The sequence below is a fragment of the Kocuria sp. SM24M-10 genome (assembly GCF_001027955.1).
Lineage (GTDB): Bacteria > Actinomycetota > Actinomycetes > Actinomycetales > Micrococcaceae > Kocuria > Kocuria oceani.
Window position 1 is genome coordinate 61,761 of record NZ_LDNX01000092.1, and the last position, 18,299, is coordinate 80,059.

Genomic DNA, 18,299 nt, shown 5'->3' on the forward strand with positions numbered 1-18,299 from the left:
GCGGCGAAGGCCACCGGGATCACCATCCACTCGGGTGCGTTGATCGGGCACCGGCTGTTCATCGACCACGGCAGCGAGGTCGTCATCGGGCAGACCAGCGTGATCGGCGACGACGTGACCATCTATCAAGGGGCGAGTCTTGTCGGCGACGGCTCCCCGGGCCGGCGCCACGCCTTCGTCGGGAACGGGACGCTCATCGGACCCGGGGCCAAGGTGATCGGCCCGGTCGCCCTCGGGGCCGGGGCGAAGATCGGCGCCGGCGCGGTGGTGAACCATGACGTTGAGGCCGACACCACGGTCGTGGGCATCAACGAGGAATGAGCCCGCTTCGAGCCCCTATCGCAATGGGGACCGAGGAGAACGATGCCACGAGGTCATGTGCAAGGCGTGGGCATCAGCCGGACCCGGACGGCCAGGCCGGCGCAGAGGATGACGGCCAGGCCCCCGACGATGGTGGTGGGTGTGAGATGCTCGCCCAGCAGCAGCCCGGCCCAGAGGATGCTCAGCACCGGTTGGGCGAGCTGGATCTGGCTGACCTGGGCCATGGGACCCAGCCCCAGGCCGCGGTACCAGGCGACGAAGCCCAGGAACATGCTGATCACCCCGAGGTAGGCGAAGGCTGCCCACTGCACCGGGGTGCCCGCCGGGGTCCGCAGGAGCACCGAGGCCAGGGTCAGGACCGCCATCACCGGGGAGGCGAGCACCAGGGCCCAGGAAATGGTCTGCCAGGCGCCGAGCTCACGGGCCAGCAACCCGCCCTCGGCGTAGCCCAGGGCGGCGGCGGCGACCGCGCCCAGGAGCAGCACGTCGGCCGCGTGCAACTGCCCGAGGGCGCCCGAGGAGGCGGAGGCGAAGACGATCGCCACTACCGCTCCGATCCCGGTGATCACCCAGAACACCCTGGCGGGGCGCTCACGGGTGCGGAGCACGGCCATCACCGCCGTGGCGGCCGGCAGCAGGGCGATCACCACCGCACCGTGGCTGGCCGGGGTGGCGATCAGGGCGTAGGAGGTCAGCAGCGGGAAGCCGGCCACCACCCCGCCGGCGACCACGGCCAACCGCACCCACTGGGACCCGCGCGGGAGCCATTGGCGACTCAGCACCAGCGCGGCGGCGGCCAGGGCCGCGGCCACGACCGCCCGGGCCGAGCCGATGAACAACGGGTCCAGACCCTCGACCGCCACCCGGGTGAAGGGCACCGTGAAGGAGAACGCGGTGACGCCCAGCAACCCCCACCACACCCCCGTGACGGGTCGAGTGAGTATCGGTTCGGACGAAAGTTCAGTAGCGCTACTCTTGTCTCTCATGGACAACGATAACAGTTCTCGCATTGTCGAAGGCCTCCGGGCATGGATCGCCGGTGCGGTCCCGGGGGCGCGGCTGCCCTCCACCCGGGCCCTGGTGGCCCAGTACCAGGCCAGCCCGGTCACCGTGCAGAAAGCGCTGCGGGCCCTGGTCACCCAGGGGGTGGTGGAGACCCGGCCCGGGGTCGGGACCTTCGTGCGCGCGGTGCGTGCTGCCCGCCCGGCCGACTACAGCTGGCAGACCGCGGCGTTGCGTGCCCCCCAGGCACCGGCCCGGTCGGTGTCCACCGCGCTGCGCAGCACCCCCAACGATGTCATTGCCTTCCACTCCGGTTACCCCGACCGGGAGCTGTTGCCGGAACGGCTGGTGCGGACCGCGCTGAGCCGGGCCGCACGCACGGAAGCGGCCCTGTCCCGCCCACCGGTCGCCGGTCTGCCTGAATTGCAGTCCTGGTTCGCCCATGAACTGCGCACGACCACCCCCGACGGGGTCAGCCCGCCCACACCCCGTGACGTGATCGTGCTGCCGGGCACCCAGAGCGGGCTGAGCTCGATCTTCCGCGCCCTGGCCGGGGCCGGGCAGCCGGTGCTGCTGGAATCGCCCACCTACTGGGGGGCGATCCAGGCCGCCGCCCAGGCCGGGGTGCGCATCGTGCCGGTCCCCACCGGCCCCACCGGGCCCGACCCGGCCGAGCTCGCCCGGGCCTTCGCCGAGACCGGCGCCCGGGTCTTCTACGCCCAACCCCACTACGCCAATCCCACCGGAGCCCAGTGGTCACCGACCCTGGGCGAGCAGGTGCTGGATGTGGTGACCGAGCACGGGGCCTTCCTCATCGAGGACGACTGGGCCCACGACTTCGGCATCACCACCACCCCGGCCCCCTTGGCCGCCGGGGAGGACTCCGGGCACGTCGTCTATCTGCGCTCCTTGACCAAGAGCGTCTCCCCCGCCCTGCGCGTCGGGGCGGTCATCGCCCGCGGCCCCGCCCACGAGCGCATCCTCGCCGACCGGGCCGCCGAATCCATCTACGTCTCCGGGCTGCTCCAGGCCGCGGCCCTGGACGTGGTCACCCACCCCGGGTGGCAGACCCACCTGCGAGCACTGCGCCACCAGCTCCAGGGGCGCCGGGACCTGCTGCTGACCAGCCTCGCCGAGCACGCCCCCCAGGCCCACATCGAACACGTGCCCACCGGTGGGCTGAATCTCTGGGCGCGCCTGCCCGAAGACGCCGACCTGCCCCGGCTGATCCGCGACTGCGAAGCGGGCGGAGTCATCATCGCCGCCGGCACCGAATGGTTCCCCGCCGAACCCACCGGCCCCTGCATCCGGCTCAACTACGCCGGCCCCAACCCCGCAGCCTTCCCCGACGGGGCCCGCCTCCTCGGCAAGGCCATCGAAACCAATCACGGTTGAGAGAACCCTGAGGGCAAGTTCGGGACTGCCCCGTCTTTCCCCGACTCTCGGGGTTGACGGTTTTCAGGCGTCTTCGAGGCCGTGATCAATGGTTCTAGGTGCGACCGGCGTGAGGCGAGCGAGACGGCGTTGCCGGCGGTGGTAGGTGTTCTCGATCCAGGTCACGATCGCCAAACGCATCTCCTCTCAGGTTTCGCAGCGCTGCCGGCCCAGGACGTTCTTCTGGAGCAGAGCGAAGAACGACTGCATGGCGGCGTTGTCCGCGCACGCCCCGACCCTGCCCATGGATCCCACGAGATCGTGCTGGGCGAGCTCGTGCACGAACTTCCGGGCTCGAAATTGCCTGGGTTCAACCGGTCGTTGCAACACCGGGTTGGTAAACAGAGCGTAGCTGCGCCTCGAAGCCTCCGCGGGAGTCTTCCAGTCGAGGCACTTCGGGGCACTTCCGGGGTCTGTTGTCGAGAGCAAGGGCGACTGCTTTGAGGTCTTCGGCGGACCAGCGTGAGAGGTCCGTGCCTTTGGGGAAGTACTGGCGCAGCAGCAGTGGAGTGGTCCCCGCGCGCTGGACACCTGCGAGGGACCGTCCACCGCCAGGCCCGGCAGGTGATGTCGGATGTTGTCTTCGGCCGCACCGATAACCCCTCGAAAGGCGTTGCCAAGCTCCGCTGCCGGTGCTTCCCTGGAGGAGCAGGCCTGTTCCGGGTCCGCATCGCCAAGGGAGATCATCATGGCTGGTCACGACAAGCAAGCCGAGCACACCAAGGCCGAGCACACCCACGGGGACAACTGTGGGCACGACACCATGGAGCATGACGACCATGTGGACTATCTCCACGACGGTCATCGGCATTCCGAGCACGAGGATCACTACGACGAGTGCCAGTAGCCGTTCCCGTAACAGCGCGAGGAACCCCGCGCGACGTCGGGCCGGTCCTCAGCCGACGCGCCGCTCTCGCGCGGGCCGGCTCGCAGGGATGAGTTTCTCTCAGGGCGACCTCGTCACCGCCCCGGGCTCGTCGGCGCACTCCGTGCCCGAGGAACGACACGCGGTTCGTGACATCACCGGGGTCGCGGATCGAGAGGTCATGGACGCCGGGGTCGGTTTCGCTTACGGCAGGTAGTCCAGGGCCGGCTCCAGGCCGAAGAACTCCTCCATGGTGTCGATGTCCGGCTGGGTCTGGGCCTCGGCGGACTTCTGGGCCGCCAGCCGCATCTCCTCGGCCAGCTCCGGGCCGACGTAGCGGATGTGCCACGGCTCGTAGGTGTACCCGGTGACACCTTCCTCGCCCTTGGGGTAACGGATGATAAATCCGTACTTCCACGCGTGGGCGGCCACCCACGCCCCCACCGGGGTGTCCTCGAAGCAGTCCTGCAGCGCACATGCCCCGGAGGCGTTGCCCACGTCCATGGCCAGCCCGGTCTGGTGCTCACTGTGCCCGGGCCGGGCCGCGATGGTGTCAGCGGTCTCCTGCCCGTACTGCTGGACGTAGCTGTCGTAGAGACTGGCCTGTGTGTCATAGGAGCGATATCCGCTCACCGCGACGATGTTCACCCCATCGGCCTTCGCGGCCCGGACCATCTTCTTGTAGGCCTCCGCCGCATCGGAGCGCATCCGTTCGGCCTGGATGCGACTCAGCGGCTTGGGCACATAGGACGGCGGGTCCAGCGGCCGGTGCTTGTTCACCACCACCGTCAGGCTCGAGGCCGAGTCGATGTCATAGGTCGTCCCCGTCGCGACCGCCGCCGAGGGCGCCACCAGTCCTGTCGCCACGCTCAGTGCCACCGCCCCACCGAGAAGTCCACCGAAGTTCTTCATCATGCTCACGCCCCCACGTGTCCAGGAAAGATCCGCCTCAGCGTAACCACACGGCCCCCGCGGAATGTGCTGCGTGACATTGTGACGAACCCCGAAGACACACACCGGGACTGATGCAACCGCCGTGACAGGGAAGGCGATAACCGGGCCATATGTAAAGCCGATAGGAGTGAACGGTTCCCGGCCGGATGTCTTCTAGGGTGTGGCCATGGTTGACTCCACCCGTACCAGTGTCCTGGCCGATGCCCGCGCGATCGCCGCCGCCGATCCCGCCGGCCAAGGCACCATCGCGACGCTGCTGAGCTATCCGGGGCTGCACGCGGTGGCCGCCCACCGCATCGCCCACCTCCTGTGGTCCGCCCGGTGGGTCAAACCCACCGCCCAGGTCATCGCCACCGCCTCCGCGAAGGCCACCGGCATCACCATCCACCCCGGGACGGTGATCGGGCACCGGCTGTTCATCGACCACGGCAGCGAGGTCGTCATCGGCGAGACCAGTGTGATCGGTGACGACGTGACCATCTATCAAGGGGCCAGCTTCGTCGGGGACGGCTCCCCGGGCCGTCGCCACGCCCTCGTCGAGAACGGGGTGCTCATCGGCTCCGGGGCCAAGGTCATCGGCCCCGTCACGATCGGAGCCGGGGCGAAGATCGGCGCCGGGGCGGTGGTGACCGGCGACGTCGCGGCCGGCACCACGGTGATCGGCATCGAGGCCTGAACCCACCCGTGGTACCTCCCATCGCTGAGCTGCTGGGGAAGGATGGAGCCCATGAGAATCGGTGAGCTGGCGGAGGCGACCGGTGTCAGTGCACGGTCGTTGCGCTACTACGAGGACCAGGGGCTGCTGCGCGCCCGTCGCACCCCGGCCGGGCACCGTCGCTACACCTCGAATGATGTGGAGCGGGTGGTGCAGATCCAGCAGCTCTACGCCGCCGGACTGTGCAGCCGGGTGATCGCCGAGCTGCTCCCCTGCCTTCACGCCCCACCCCAGGAGCGGACCGGGCACCTGCAGACCCGCCTGGCCCAGGAACGTCAGCGCCTGGAGGCGGCGGTGCGGGAGGCCGTCCGGGCCCGGGACACCCTGGAGGAGGTCATCACCGACTTCGGCAGGCCTTGATCCTCACACCGGTGTCAGGGCCCACCATGGGCCCATGGAACCTGAACAACAGCACCCGGCGGTCCGCCAACTACGCGTCGTCGTGGAGGCGGCCGACTACGACGCCGCCCTGGCCTTCTTCCGCGACGCCCTGGGCCTGCCCGAATCGGCCTCCTTCGCCGAAGGACCCGAGGACCGGGTGGCCATCCTCGAGGCCGGCCGCGCCACCCTGGAGATCACCAGCCCCGCGCACAAGCAGGTCATCGACCGGATCGAGGCCAACGGCCGACCCAGCCCGGCGATCCGCCTGGCCTTCGAGGTCGACGACGCCCCAGAGACCACCGATCGCCTGCAGGACGTCGGCGGAGAGGTGATCTCCGCCGCGGTGCGCACTCCGTGGCAGTCGCTGAACTCCCGGCTCAACGCCCCCGCCGGGCTGCAGATCACCCTCTTCCAGGAACTGCTCCCCGCCCCGGAACGCGCCGCCCAACCCGGGTTCGATATCGGGCGCTGACCTCGGACGGGCTAGCAGAAACCTCACCGGCACCGCCGCAACCCGTCGAGGCGGCAGTGGGTGCGTGCCTGATGCACGCTCCCCCATGACGGCCAGTGGCCCTGATACTGGGAGCATGACCCCTGAGCGGCTGCCCTACACCGCGGTGATCTTCACCAGCCAGCGATCGGCGTCCGCCCCCGGGGACGGGTACGACGAGACCGCTAAGCACATGGAAGAGCTGGCCCGCCAGCAACCGGGGTTCCTGTCGATGGAAAGCGCCCGCAATGCCGATGGGTTCGGCATCACCGTGTCCTACTGGCAGAGCGCCCAGCACGCCCGGGCCTGGAAGGAGGTCACCGAGCACCTGGAGGCCCAACGCCGCGGAGCCCGCGACTGGTATGCGGAGTACACCGTGCGCGTGGCCACGGTCGAACGGCACTACGGCAATGCGACTCGCCGCTGAGCCGAACCCCTACCCCGCTTAGGAACCTCTACAGCAGGACGGTGGTGTTCAGGCCAGGCCGGCTGGTGGGGTGTCGGTGGCGCGGTGTCCTGATCGGGCGGCCTGCACGGTGGCCGCCAGGGCGTGGACACCGGCCTCCAGGGCGGGGGTGTCCAGGGAGTAGGGCAGGCGCAGGTGGCGCTCGAAGGCCCCGCCCACCCCGAAGCGGGGTCCGGCGGCCAGGCGCAGCCCGTGCTGCGGGGCCAGCGCGGCCAGCCGGGAGCTGACGGGCTCGGGCATGGTGGCCCACACCGACAACCCGCCCACCCCGGGGGTGACGGTCCAGTCCGGCAAGTGCACACCGAGCAGACCCAACAGGTGAGCCCGGCCCTGCCGCAGCTCTTCCAGGCGGGTGGGCAGGATCGTGTCGATCTGCTCCAGCAGTGCCACGCAGGCCAGTTGTTCCAGCACGGGGGTGCCCAGGTCGGTGTCGACCCTGCTTTGGGCCAGGCGCTGGATCAGGGCCGGGTCGGCGCGGATCCAGCCGATCCGCAGCCCGCCCCAGACGGTCTTGGACACCGATCCGACACTGATCACCCCTGAGTGATTGGCGGCCAGGGGCACGGGCGGGTCGGTCTCCAGGGCGAGCTCGGCCATGGTCTCGTCCACCACGGTGGGGCACCCCAGCCGCAGCCGTTCCCGCTGGTCGGGGGCCAGGCAGAGCCCGGTGGGGTTGTGGAAGTCCGGCAGCAGATACGCCAGGTCCGCCCCGTGCGTGGCGGCAGCGAGGGCGGGCAGGTCCCAGCCGGTGTCGGTCAGGGCCACCGGGGTGATCCGCGCCCGGGTGCTGCGCAGCAGGTGCAGGGCGTGCGGATAGGTGGGGTGATCGACCACCACTCGGGCTCGGGGGCGCAGCAGGGTGCGCACCAGCAGGTGCACCCCGTGCTGGGCTCCGGTGGTGATCAGGATCTGCTCCGGGGTCGTGGCCAGTCCGCGGGCCCGGTACCGGGCCGCCACCGCTTCCCGCAGTTCGGGCAACCCGATCTGGGCGTAGCCGTGGCGGGGCAGGTGCCGGGGCAGCTGCTCCACTGCTGCGGTGTAGGCCCGGTGCAGGGCTTCCCCGGGGGCCGGTGGGGAGGCGTGGGAGAAGTCGATCAGCTGCCCGTCCACGAGCTCGGTGGCGTGGTGGCCGGTACTCGTGGCCCCGGGCGGGACGGTGGTGGTGCTGCGGGTCCGCTGCCGGGTGGTGAGGTAGCCGGTCTCGCGCAGGGTCGTGTAGGCGGTGGCCACCGTGGTGCGGCTGATCCCCAACCGGGCGGCCAAATCCCGCTCCCCCGGCACCGTGGTCCCCAGCGGCAGGCGCCCGTCGAGGATCAGCAGCCGGATCCGCTCGGTGAGCTTCCGGTGCGCCGGGCCGGTCCCGGCCACCCAGTCCCCCAGCAGCCGGTCCAGGGTCGGGGCGGTGGTGTGCACCAGGCCAGGATCCGTGCTCTGGCACTGTTTCTCAAGTCCAGACACCCCCGAGGATGTGCACCGTGCCCCGGACCACCCGGCACAACCACTCCTCACCGAAGGACCCCCATGAGCGCACCCCCGTCCCCTCCGCCCACCGACCAACCGCTGGTGGCGCGGCGGATGAGCGCCGGCGAGCAGGTGCGGGCCGAGCACAAACCGCGCCGGCTGCTCCAGCTGCTGGCCGGGCTGATCGGGTACGGCACCGCCTTGGCCCTGCTGGTCGGCTCCGGGTTGGGGGCCTCGAGCCGGAATGTGCTGGCCGAAGGCCTCGCCCACCGCACCGGGATGTCCTTCGGGATGGCCACGAACCTGATCGCGCTCACCGTGCTGGTGTTCTGGATCCCGCTGCGCGAACTGCCCGGGCTGGGCACCGTCGTGAATGTGGTGCTGGTCGGGGCCGCCGCCGATGCCGCCACCCACCTCCTGCCCGCCCCGGGCACAGTGGCCGAGCAGCTGGCCCACTACAGCCTCGGACTGGTCCTGTTCGCCTTCTGCGACGCGCTCTACCTCGGGGCCCGCTTCGGCGCCGGACCCCGCGACGGGCTGATGACCGGGGCTGTGCGGGTCACCGGTCAACCACTGTGGAGAGTGCGCACCGGCATCGAAGCCCTCGTACTGGCCGTCGGCTGGGGCCTCGGCGGCACCGTCGGGGCGGGCACCGTGGTCCTGGCCGTGGCCGCCGGACCCCTCGTGCAGACCTTCCTGCGCCACACCACCGTCCCGCTGCAGGCAGATAATCCGACCAGGTCAACGGCCTGTTGAGCGCCCCTCGTGCCCATGGACGATGGGGCGCCCTGCTAGGGATACCGGCGATGGTCCTGGCGGCACGGTCTTCTCCAGCAGGGTGGCGCTGTATCAGGGCCCGTCGAAGTCCCGCCTGCCTACCTCCTGGAATCCCTTCCGCTGGTAGAAGGTGCGCAGAGCCGTGTTCGACTCCACGCAGTCCAACCGGATGACCTCGGCTCCTTCAGCCCGGCCACGCTCCGCGGCCCAGTCCAGGAGAAACGCCCCCAGGCCACGGCCGGCCACACCGCGGTGGACCATCAGCCCGTGGACGTAGACCGCCGGGGTGTTCTCGGTGCCCCAGACCTCGGGATCGGCCCACAGCAGCCGCACGGCCGCGGCAACTCCCCGGGCGGGATCGCGGACCAGATACCACTGGCCGGCCCGGATCTGCTCGGTGACCTCCTGCTGGCTGACGTGCCCGTGGCCCCATTGCTCGATGCCCTGCTCATCCAGCCAGTCCTCGATCTGGCGCCGGAGCTCGTGCACGGCCGTCGCGTCGGCAAGGACAGCCGGTTCAACCGGGGCGGGTCGCGAACTCGTCATGGTCACCACGTTAAGACAGCATCACTGTTCACCACGGTGACCAGGCACCAACCTTCACCGGAGCAGGGTCCGCCGCTAACCGGCCATATGTCAAGCGGTAGGAGGGAAGCCGCGCCAGATCACCCATTGGTGGGGCAGTCCCTTCAGGAAGGATCGGCGGGCGTGATCGTAGACTGGGTCACATGAACCCATCACCACGACGTCGTTCTTCGTTGCTGGGATCAGCTGCTGTGACGATCTTGGCACTGAGCGGGTGCTCGGCCCCCAGTGACTCGCCCGACGCCACAGCCCGCAACGCTTTGGGGTCGCCAGTCGGCCGGGCGCCGATCGCGCAGTCGCCCGTCTTCGACGGAGACTACGACGCCTACCGGACCAGACCGGACCTCGAAGAATTTAGGGTCGACATCAGCCCGGGACCGGCTGCAGAGGAAGCCCACGACGGTGTGATCGTGCTGTCACCGAGAAACACGGTAGCCGATGAGCAGTCCATCGCCAATGCCATCCTGGACGAGCACGGTGATCCGCTGTGGCTACAGAGCTTCGATGACATCGACGATGCCAACAACCACGTCCATAACGCCCTGGTGCAGACTTACCAGGGCGAGCCGGTGGTGACCTGGTGGGAAGGTAGCGACCAGGGGGGCCACGGATACGGCGAAGTCGTGATGGTCGACTCGTCCTATCAGGAGATTCACCGGCTGTCGGCCGCCGGTGGCCTGGCCGTGAAAGGGCCCGACTTCCACGAATATCGCATCACCGATCGAGACACCATGCTCTGGGTGGCTTACGTTCCCACCCAAACCGATCTCAGTGCCATCGGGGGTCCACAGGAGGGATGGGTCACCGACGGGGTGGTGCAGGAGCTCGACATCGCCACCGGCGAGGTGCTCTTCGAGTGGAGTGCCCTGAACCATGTTCCGGTCTCGGCCACCCGCGAGGTGTCCGTCACCAATCAGGAGTGGGACGAGGGCCTGGGCACCGAGGAGAACCCGCTCGACTACTTCCACATCAATTCGGCGCACTTCGACGATGACGGATCTCTGCTGGTCTCGGCCCGCAACACCCACGCCATTTACCACATCGACGTCGAGACCGGCGAGGTGAACTGGACGCTCGGCGGCACGGAGAGTGATTTCGAGCTGTCCGAGGACGCGTACTTCGCCTGGCAGCACGACGCGCAGCGCGAGGACGACGGCACCATTCGGCTCTTCGACAATGCAGCCACCCCGGCCTACCGCGAGAACTCGCGGGTGCTGTGGCTCGAGCTCGACCAGGACGCCGGCACGGCCAGCCTCGCACGCCAGCTCGACCCGCCCCAGCCACGACTGTCCGACTACATGGGCAATGCCTCCCGGCTCGACAACGGGAACCTGCTTGTCGGTTGGGGGTGGGAACACTTCTACACCGAATACACCGCCTACGGAGAGGTCGTCTACGACGCAGCCACCGCCCCCTTCGACAGCTACCGGGCCTACTCTGCGCAGTGGACCGGGACCCCGACCAAACCACCGGCTCTGGTCGTCGAGGGCGACATCGCCTACATCAGCTGGAACGGCGCGACGAACGTCGCGCAGTGGCGGCTGCTGGCCGGTAACGACGAGGGCAGCGCCACCGAGCAGGCGGTCGTGGACAAGGACGGCTTCGAAACCCGAATCCCGGCACCACACGACGCACCGTACATCGCGGTGCAGGCCCTCGATGCATCCGGTGAGGTGCTCGGCGCAAGTTTCATCCGCACCGAATAGCCCAGCCCCCGCACGGTTGAGCGCCGGACATGTCGAACATGCACCGCACGAACACCGGCCGTCACCACCTGCCTACCGGGCCACCGGGGCGGACGCCGAAGCAGAGACGATAACTCCCATGGGTCGACGTCCGGGAACCGGGCCATACTTAAAGCGGTTGGAGGGAAGTGCCCTCAGGTCACCGTGTGCTGCGATAGTCCCCGGTAGGAAGGTGCGGCTCGAAGGCCCCTCGTGCCTCAGCAGGCCACCGGGTGACTCCAGCGCCGAAGGAGGTTCCGGGTCCAGGACGGGTCGGTAGCGTAGGAGTCATGACAGTGGAAACGGAGACGCCGGGGGAAGAAGCCCGGGTCCGCGCCCTGCACGCGCTGCATGTCCTCGACACGCCCCGGGAGGAGCGCTACGACCGGGTGGTGCGCATTGCACAGCAGGTCTTCGGGGTGAAAGCCGCCGCGGTGAACCTGATCGATGCCGATCGTCAGTTCACCAAGGCCGAGGCCGGCCTGGACGGCCTGGTCCACGCCACACGCACCGACTCGCTGTGCGCCCGCACTGTGGCGGCCGACGAGATGCTGGTCGTTCCGGACGCGGTGATCGAGCAGCGGTTCGCCGGCAGCTCCTTCGTCGCGGGTCCGGACCCCGTGCGGTTCTACGCCGGGCACCCGCTGCACGCTCCCGGCGGGGAGCCGGTGGGGTCGCTGTGCCTGGTCGACGACCACCCGAGGGAGCTGGACGAGCGGGAGCGGCGTCTGCTGGGCGAGATGGCCGCGTGGGTCGAACGCGAGCTGGCCGCGGCCCGGGAGATGGAGCGGGCCGAGCAGGTGCAGCAGATGCTGATGCCCCGCACCGCCCTCACCACGCCGGAGATCCAGGTGGCCGGGCGGTGTCTCCCGGCCAGATCGCTGGGTGGTGACTTCTACGACTGGACGGTGCAGGACGACCAGCTGCAGGTCATGGTGGCCGATGTGATGGGCAAGGGGATCCCGGCAGCCCTGCTGGCGGCCTCGGCACGCGCGGTGCTGCGCGGCACGTTCCAGTACAACGCCACGTCCGAGGCGATGGCTCGCGCCAGCGGGGCGCTGACCCCGCTGCTGGAGGAGGCCGGGGCGTTCATCACCGCGTTCATCGCCCGGCTGGACCTCGACAGCGGCGCCCTGGAGTACATCGACGCCGGTCACGGTCTGGCCCTGGTCCTGCGCCCCGATGGGACCTGGCGCCGGCTGACCTCCTCCGGACCGCCCCTGGGCGTGCTGTCGGGCTGGGCCTGGGACCTGCACGCCGATGCCCTGGAGCCGTCCGAGACCTTGCTCGTGGTCTCGGACGGATTCCTGGACTTCTTCACCGACCTCGACGAGGCCGCCTCCACCGCTGCGGCGCTGAGCCTGCTGGCCGCGACCGCCGAGGAGCTCGTGGTGCTGTGCAGCGACTACGCCGACTCCGCCGTGGCCGAGGACGACACGACCGTCCTGGCCCTGCGCCGTGTCAGCTGAGCCGGGGCGGGGCCCTGACCGTGGGTCTGCGCGGTGACCGCCGCTGAGCCACCGCCGCGGGACCGGACCGCTGTCGGCGTGGGGCTAGGGCCGGTCCCTGTGGTACTCCCTGCGCAGCTCCCACACGTTCGTGCCGCCGTGCCGTTCGATTACCACCGTGCTCACTAGAGACCGAATCAGGGCGAGACCGCGGCCCGACTCGTCCAGGTCCTCCGCTGCGGGCGCGGCCTCGAGGTCCAGGGTGGCAGGAGCGGCACCGATCTCGGAGATCGTCGCTTCGAGCCGGCGCGGTGTCGCAGTGGCGCCGACCGCAAGCTCCAGGGCCGTGCCGGAGGCCGGCACGGCATGGTCGATGACGTTGGCGGCCGCTTCCAGCACCGCGAGGGTGAAGGCGTCCCGATCGGACTCCGGGACGAAGTCCGCCTCGGCCCACAGGCTGTTGAGGTCGTCGTGCATCGCCTCGACGGTCTCGGCCCGCGCCGGGCCCCGACGGGACCGCCGGGCCAGGATCTCAGGCACGGGGGAAGGCGTCCTCGGGTGAGCGGTAGGGGGTGAGCACCCGGTCCATGCCGGTCAGCTTGAGCACCATGCGCACCTGGTCGTTCACGGCGGCGATGCGCAGGTCGCCGCCGGCCTGCCGGGCCAGTTTGAGGCAGCCGACCAGGGCGCCGAGGCCGGAGGAGTCCACGAACTCCACCCCCGCCATGTCGATCACCACGTGCTGGTGGCCGGTGCCGACCACCTCGGCCACCACTTCGCGCAGCTTCGGTGCCTGCACCATGTTCAGCCGACCGGCGCCGGAGATCAGGGCACAGCTGGGAGTGTACTCCACGGTGAACGTCATGGGTGTTCCTCTCCTCCGGCGCCGCCCGCTCACGACGCTGTGCTCACAGTATCGAGCCAGGGGTCGCCGGACTCACGTCGGCCGGCCGGTCCGGCGACGACCGTCCCGCTGCACACTAGGCTGGGTGACCGTGGGCGGGGTTCCCGTGCCGCAGACACCCCCGGGGAGATGATGTGCACCGTTTCGTGATTCGCCTGCTGGTCCTGCTGACCGTCATCCTCGGCGTGAATTACGTGACGTGGCGCTGGCTGGAGTCGCTGAACTGGTCGGCGTGGTGGATCGCCGTGCCGCTGGTGCTGGCCGAGACCTACAGCCTGATCGACGTGATGCTGTTCGGCCTCACGATGTGGCGGATCAAGGAGCGCACGCCCCCGGAGGCCCCGCCCGGGATGACAGTGGACGTCTTCATCACCACCTACAACGAACCGCTGGACATGGTCATGGACACCGCCCGGGCCGCCCAGCGCATCCGGTATCCCCACGCCACCTGGATCCTCGACGACGGGGCGCGCGAGGAGCTGCGGGAGCTGGCCGAGGCCCACGGCATCGGCTATCTCACCCGCAGCGCGGACTGGGCGGACCGGCCCCGCCACGCGAAGGCGGGCAACCTCAACAACGCCCTGATGCTCACCCAGGGCGAGTTCATGCTCATCCTCGACGCCGACCAGGTCCCGAAGCCGGAGATCCTCGACCGGACGCTGGGCTACTTCAACAACCGCAAGGTCTGCCTGGTCCAGACCCCGCAGTGGTTCGTCAACGTCCCCGATGACGACCCGCTGGGCAGCCAGGCGCCCCTGTTCTACGGTCCGCTCCAGCAGGGCAAGGACGGCTGGAACGCGGCCTTCTTCTGCGGCTCCAACGCGATCCTGCGCCGCGAGGCGCTGATGCAGCTGGGCCTGGTCGGCTACGTGCAGGAGGTCGAGCGCAACATCCGCGCCGCGCTCAAGGGATCGCGCTCCGCGGTGCGCAAGGCACGCCGATCCGCGCAGGCCGCCGACCCGGTGGTCGGCCGCCTGCTCGACGAGGTGGAGCAGGCCACCCGCACGGCCCGTGCGGAACTGCAGTCCGGGCGCTCCTACAGCGAGATCACCTACGACCTGCGGCGCACGGTGGACCGCGCCGTCCAGGAGCTCGTGGCCGCGGACGTCACTGCGCTGCAGGCGGACCTGGCGGAGATCTCCGCGCTGGGGCTGGACGGCGATCACGGGCACCTGACCCCGGAGGAGGTCGAGGCAGCCGTCGAACAGCTCTCCTCCCGGGAGTGGTCCCCGCTCGGGGCGCTGGAGTCCGTGCAGGCGGTGCTCGACGCCATCTCCGTGGAACGCGGCGACGAGGCGCAGCCGGTCATGCCGCTGGCGACGATCTCGGTGACCGAGGACATGGCGACCTCCATGCGGATGCACGCGCTGGGCTGGCGCAGCGTCTACCACCACGAGGTTCTGGCGCTGGGCCTGGCCCCGGAGGACCTCAAGACCATGCTGACGCAGCGTCTGCGCTGGGCGCAGGGCACCATCCAGGTGCTGCTGCGGGAGAACCCGCTGTCCAAGCGGGGCATGAAGTGGACCCAGCGCCTGATGTACTTCGCCACCATGTGGAGCTACCTGTCCGGCTTCACCGCGGTGGTCTACATCGCGGCGCCGATCATCTACCTGCTGTTCGGCGTGCTGCCCGTCAACAGCCTCAGCACGGAGTTCTTCATCCGGTTCATCCCGTTCATGCTGATCAACCAGGTGCTGTTCGCGGTGGCCGGGCGGGGCGCCAAGACCTGGCGGGGACAGCAGTACAGCCTGGCCATGTTCCCCACCTGGATCAAGGCGTGCACCACGGCCGCACGCAACGTGTGGTTCGGCCGCCCCCTCGGCTTCGCGGTCACCCCGAAGGTCAAGGAGGGAAACAGCCGGGACTGGCACCTGATCCGGCCCCAGCTGATCGCCATGGGCCTGCTCGCCGCGGCGGCGGTGATCGGCATCGCGCGCCTGGCCCTGGGGCTGAACGAGCCGATCGGCACCCTGGTCAACGTCGCCTGGGTGGTGTTCGACCTGGTGCTGCTGAGCGTGCTGATCGAGGCCGTGCGCTACGACGGCTTCACCCCGGAGGAGGAGCCTGTGCCCAGCGAGGCCCGATGATGCCGCATCGTCACGGGAAGACGACAGGGCTGCACCATCAGGGTCCGCCGCGAGTCAGGCACCGACGACCATGGACATCTACCGACCGGACCGGCGCTCCGTGCTCACCGCCGCGCTCACGGCCGTCCTCGTGAGGGGCTGCGCGGAGAGGACCACCATCGAGAGCCTGCCTCCCCATCACCGCATCCGCCCGCTGGAGCACGGGGTCTTCCTGCCCCACGGCCCCCAGGACGGGCCGGCCTTCACGGCCATGATCGGTGCCGCCCCCCGGTGGATGCTGCTCTTCCGGGACTGGACCCACGAGGTGCCGCCGGTGGCGGCCCTCGACGCCGTGCGGGCCCAGGGAGCCACCCCCGTTCTGACCTGGGACCCCTGGCACGCCCCGGCCACCGGCGAGGTGCCCGCGGACGCCGCACAGCAGCCGGCCTTCGCCCTGTCCCGGTTCGCGGCGGGGGACCACAACCACCGCATCAGCACCTGGGCGTCGGCCTTGGCCGCGTGGGGCCACGACGTCGTGCTGAGGTTCGCCCACGAGATGAACGGCACCTGGTACCCGTGGGCGGCAGGCGTCCAGGGCAACACCGCCGAGCAGTACGTGCGGGCCTGGCGACACGTCCACCGCGTGTTCGCGGCGGCCGGGGCCACCAACGTGCGCTGGTGCTGGGCGCCCAACGTCCCGGCCCTCGCCCCGGACACGGGCGGCGCACGGCTTGCCGACTGCTTCCCCGGGCAGGACGTGGTCGACGTCCTCGGCCTCGACGGCTACAACTGGGGGTCCTCGGAGCCTCCGCTGTCCTGGACCACCCCCGAAGCACTCTTCGGCCCCGGCCTGGCGCAGCTTCGCGGACTGGGGGCCCGGCTGCCGATCATGGTGACGGAGACGGCGTCGGCCGAGGGGCACGAGCCCGCGCAGTCCAAGGCCGAGTGGATCACCGAGCTCTTCGACTACCTCCTCCGGCAGGGCGACGTCCTCGGGGTCATCTGGTTCCACGAGCGCAAGGAGCGCGACTGGAGCGTCGACTCCTCCGCCGCCGCCCGAACCGCGTACCGCCGCGCCGTGGCGAAGCTCCACTGAACTGCGCAGACCGGGGGCGGCTTATCAAGGACGTAGACGCCGCCTGTCATACTCGGGTGTGTCCCCGCTTGAGCCGCTGCCACTCCCCGCCAGACGACCCAGTAAGCGGTTGTCCAATGTGAGTTCCTGTTTTATCTCACCCTCCACCGCCCCAGCGGGTCCAGCGTGGTGATGACCAACGTGTCGCCGTACCCGAGTGCGGCCACTGCCTCCTCGAACGGCGGACGTGAGGCAGTCCCCAGGTACGCCCCTGCTCATATAGCACATGCCCTTCTGCGGGATGTCCATTGCACGGCGCCAATGTCCGCAGAAGCCAATTGATGACACGTCGAGTAGCGCGCGCCTCTTCTCCCTGGTAGTTACTGATCCGTAGGCTGGATGTTGCCTACGGACCCCCCCAAGGAGATTTCATGAGCAAGAAAAGGGTCGTGGGCACGACCGTCGCATTGACTGCATTGCTGGTGGCCGGAGTAACGCCTGCCGCCAATGCCATTGAGGTCGACACGACACCCCCTGAGCTGGTCAGCTTCACCGTTACCCCCTCGGTGATCGATGCTCGCAAGGGCGGAACCGTCAAAACGGTTCTCCACATCAAGGACGCCACCTGCTTGGACGAGTACGAGCCCACGATCTCTCTCTGGAACGCAGCGGAGAACCCCTACAGTGGCCTGGTTACTCCCGCGCGGACGTCGGGCACCTGTGCCGATGGGATCTATGAGGCGAACATCTCCATTCCCGCCTCCGCCCTAGGAACTCAGCCCTTCGGCCAGTGGGAAATGAACCTCTTCCCGCTCCGCGACACGCTCGGTAACTCGGGCTTCTTCGAGGAGCGAACTCTCACCTACGCCGCATCCCCCGATGCGGTGAAGAGCTTGCAGGTGACGGCAACCTCCGCCAACGCCGTCTCGGCATCGTGGGTAGCCCCGGATGCCAATGGCTCCCCCATCACCCTGTACGTCATACGCGTCAAGGACTCCACTGGCGCGACCCGCCTCACCAAGTCCGTGACCGGGACCTCTGTCAAAGACCTGAACGCGTCCCTGGTGGCAGGCCAGTCGTACTCCCTCGAGATCACAGCCCACAACAAGGTCGGCGGGACGGAGACCGCCAAGACGACCTTCACCGCCACCGCCGCTACCTATATCCCGCCAGCGGTCTCCCCGTTCAGCGATGTGTCCACGGGTCAGCAGTTCTACAAGGAAATGGCCTGGCTCAGCAGCCGGGGCATCTCCACCGGCTGGGACAACGGCAACGGCACCCGCTCCTACAAGCCCCTGGCCCCGATCAACCGCGACGCGATGGCTGCCTTCCTCTACCGCATGGCCGGCTCCCCGGCCTACACGCCCCCGGCCAAGTCCCCGTTCACCGATGTGTCGACCAAGCAGGACTTCTACAAGGAGATGTCCTGGCTCAGCAGCCAGGGGATCTCCACCGGGTGGGACAACGGCAACGGGACCCGCTCCTACAAGCCCCTGGCCCCGATCAACCGCGACGCCATGGCCGCCTTCCTCTACCGCATGGCCGGCTCCCCCGCCTACACACCCCCGGCCAAGTCCCCCTTCACCGACGTGACCACGGGCCAGCAGTTCTACAAGGAAATGGCCTGGCTC

Annotated in this window: 19 protein-coding genes and 3 pseudogenes; 13 read left to right on the forward strand and 9 right to left on the reverse strand. The window is 69.4% G+C overall.

The genetic code is table 11. The annotated features are described in order from the left end of the window. Positions 1-39: 39 nt before the first annotated feature. Positions 40-321, forward strand: a complete 282-nt coding sequence (locus tag ABL57_RS22675) for a serine O-acetyltransferase (RefSeq protein ID WP_203225597.1) — start codon at positions 40-42, stop codon at positions 319-321. Between the two features lie 53 nt (positions 322-374). On the opposite strand, the gene ABL57_RS10535 is transcribed toward ABL57_RS22675, so the two are convergent. Then, positions 375-1,307 carry a DMT family transporter gene (locus ABL57_RS10535; protein WP_047803413.1) on the reverse strand — a complete coding sequence of 311 codons (933 nt, stop codon included), beginning with the start codon at positions 1,305-1,307 and terminating at the stop codon, positions 375-377. Here ABL57_RS10535 and ABL57_RS10540 point away from each other — a divergent pair. After that, on the forward strand, positions 1,306-2,718 hold the full coding sequence (locus ABL57_RS10540) for a PLP-dependent aminotransferase family protein (protein WP_047803414.1): 1,413 nt from the start codon (positions 1,306-1,308) through the stop codon (positions 2,716-2,718). The two genes, ABL57_RS10535 and ABL57_RS10540, sit on opposite strands and share 2 nt — an antisense overlap. A gap of 63 nt (positions 2,719-2,781) precedes the next feature. Here the strand turns inward: ABL57_RS10540 and ABL57_RS21250 are convergent. Next, positions 2,782-3,060: pseudogene (locus ABL57_RS21250) on the reverse strand (IS3 family transposase); the annotation flags it as partial. A gap of 7 nt (positions 3,061-3,067) precedes the next feature. Continuing rightward, positions 3,068-3,259: pseudogene (locus ABL57_RS23035) on the reverse strand (IS30 family transposase); the annotation flags it as partial. A 186-nt stretch (positions 3,260-3,445) separates the two neighbouring features. On the opposite strand from ABL57_RS23035, the gene ABL57_RS10545 reads away from it, so the two are divergent. After that, complete coding sequence (locus ABL57_RS10545; protein WP_047803415.1) at positions 3,446-3,604, forward strand: hypothetical protein; 159 nt, start codon at positions 3,446-3,448, stop codon at positions 3,602-3,604. A 222-nt stretch (positions 3,605-3,826) separates the two neighbouring features. Here ABL57_RS10545 and ABL57_RS10550 read toward each other — a convergent pair whose 3' ends face one another. Then, positions 3,827-4,537: a M15 family metallopeptidase gene (locus ABL57_RS10550; protein WP_047803444.1), complete on the reverse strand. Its 711-nt coding sequence runs from the start codon at positions 4,535-4,537 to the stop codon at positions 3,827-3,829. A gap of 205 nt (positions 4,538-4,742) precedes the next feature. On the opposite strand from ABL57_RS10550, the gene epsC reads away from it, so the two are divergent. The 4 genes from epsC (at position 4,743) to ABL57_RS10570 (ending at position 6,589) form a co-directional block, all read left to right on the forward strand. Next, positions 4,743-5,252 carry a serine O-acetyltransferase EpsC gene (gene epsC, locus ABL57_RS10555; protein WP_047803445.1) on the forward strand — a complete coding sequence of 170 codons (510 nt, stop codon included), beginning with the start codon at positions 4,743-4,745 and terminating at the stop codon, positions 5,250-5,252. A gap of 51 nt (positions 5,253-5,303) precedes the next feature. Then, a complete protein-coding gene (locus ABL57_RS10560) occupies positions 5,304-5,651 on the forward strand; it encodes a MerR family transcriptional regulator (RefSeq protein WP_047803416.1) in 348 nt (115 codons plus the stop codon). Positions 5,652-5,685: 34 nt separating this feature from the next. Beyond that, complete coding sequence (locus tag ABL57_RS10565) at positions 5,686-6,144, forward strand: VOC family protein (RefSeq protein WP_047803417.1); 459 nt, start codon at positions 5,686-5,688, stop codon at positions 6,142-6,144. A gap of 115 nt (positions 6,145-6,259) precedes the next feature. Continuing rightward, complete coding sequence (locus ABL57_RS10570; protein ID WP_047803418.1) at positions 6,260-6,589, forward strand: antibiotic biosynthesis monooxygenase; 330 nt, start codon at positions 6,260-6,262, stop codon at positions 6,587-6,589. A 48-nt stretch (positions 6,590-6,637) separates the two neighbouring features. Here the strand turns inward: ABL57_RS10570 and ABL57_RS10575 are convergent, their stop codons facing one another. Continuing rightward, positions 6,638-8,041: a PLP-dependent aminotransferase family protein gene (locus ABL57_RS10575; protein ID WP_047803419.1), complete on the reverse strand. Its 1,404-nt coding sequence runs from the start codon at positions 8,039-8,041 to the stop codon at positions 6,638-6,640. Positions 8,042-8,149: 108 nt separating this feature from the next. Between ABL57_RS10575 and ABL57_RS10580 the strand changes: the two genes are divergently transcribed. Beyond that, on the forward strand, positions 8,150-8,845 hold the full coding sequence (locus ABL57_RS10580; protein ID WP_203225599.1) for a YitT family protein: 696 nt from the start codon (positions 8,150-8,152) through the stop codon (positions 8,843-8,845). 93 nt (positions 8,846-8,938) lie between these two features. Here ABL57_RS10580 and ABL57_RS10585 read toward each other — a convergent pair whose 3' ends face one another. After that, positions 8,939-9,412 carry a GNAT family N-acetyltransferase gene (locus ABL57_RS10585; protein WP_047803420.1) on the reverse strand — a complete coding sequence of 158 codons (474 nt, stop codon included), beginning with the start codon at positions 9,410-9,412 and terminating at the stop codon, positions 8,939-8,941. Positions 9,413-9,594: 182 nt separating this feature from the next. On the opposite strand from ABL57_RS10585, the gene ABL57_RS10590 reads away from it, so the two are divergent. Beyond that, positions 9,595-11,157 (forward strand): arylsulfotransferase family protein, encoded by a 1,563-nt coding sequence (locus tag ABL57_RS10590; protein WP_082157379.1) that lies wholly within the window; start codon positions 9,595-9,597, stop codon positions 11,155-11,157. A 308-nt stretch (positions 11,158-11,465) separates the two neighbouring features. Further along, positions 11,466-12,644, forward strand: a complete 1,179-nt coding sequence (locus tag ABL57_RS10595) for a PP2C family protein-serine/threonine phosphatase (RefSeq protein WP_047803421.1) — start codon at positions 11,466-11,468, stop codon at positions 12,642-12,644. A gap of 84 nt (positions 12,645-12,728) precedes the next feature. Here ABL57_RS10595 and ABL57_RS10600 read toward each other — a convergent pair whose 3' ends face one another. Both ABL57_RS10600 and ABL57_RS10605 read right to left on the reverse strand, forming a co-directional pair. Further along, on the reverse strand, positions 12,729-13,163 hold the full coding sequence (locus ABL57_RS10600; RefSeq protein WP_047803422.1) for an ATP-binding protein: 435 nt from the start codon (positions 13,161-13,163) through the stop codon (positions 12,729-12,731). Continuing rightward, positions 13,156-13,488, reverse strand: coding sequence for an STAS domain-containing protein (locus ABL57_RS10605; RefSeq protein WP_047803423.1), 333 nt, complete (start codon positions 13,486-13,488; stop codon positions 13,156-13,158). The genes ABL57_RS10600 and ABL57_RS10605 overlap by 8 nt, the downstream gene beginning before the upstream one ends. A 173-nt stretch (positions 13,489-13,661) precedes the next feature. Between ABL57_RS10605 and ABL57_RS10610 the strand changes: the two genes are divergently transcribed. Both ABL57_RS10610 and ABL57_RS10615 read left to right on the forward strand, forming a co-directional pair. After that, positions 13,662-15,614, forward strand: coding sequence for a glycosyltransferase (locus tag ABL57_RS10610; protein ID WP_047803424.1), 1,953 nt, complete (start codon positions 13,662-13,664; stop codon positions 15,612-15,614). Positions 15,615-15,684: 70 nt separating this feature from the next. Then, positions 15,685-16,689, forward strand: a complete 1,005-nt coding sequence (locus ABL57_RS10615; protein WP_053004897.1) for a glycoside hydrolase family 26 protein — start codon at positions 15,685-15,687, stop codon at positions 16,687-16,689. Positions 16,690-16,835: 146 nt separating this feature from the next. Here ABL57_RS10615 and ABL57_RS23040 read toward each other — a convergent pair. Next, positions 16,836-16,922 (reverse strand): annotated as a pseudogene (locus ABL57_RS23040) (recombinase family protein); the annotation flags it as partial. A 543-nt stretch (positions 16,923-17,465) separates the two neighbouring features. Between ABL57_RS23040 and ABL57_RS23525 the strand changes: the two are divergent. Beyond that, positions 17,466-18,299, forward strand: an 834-nt coding sequence (locus ABL57_RS23525) for an S-layer homology domain-containing protein (RefSeq protein WP_371212478.1), incomplete at its 3' end; no start/stop codon positions are given.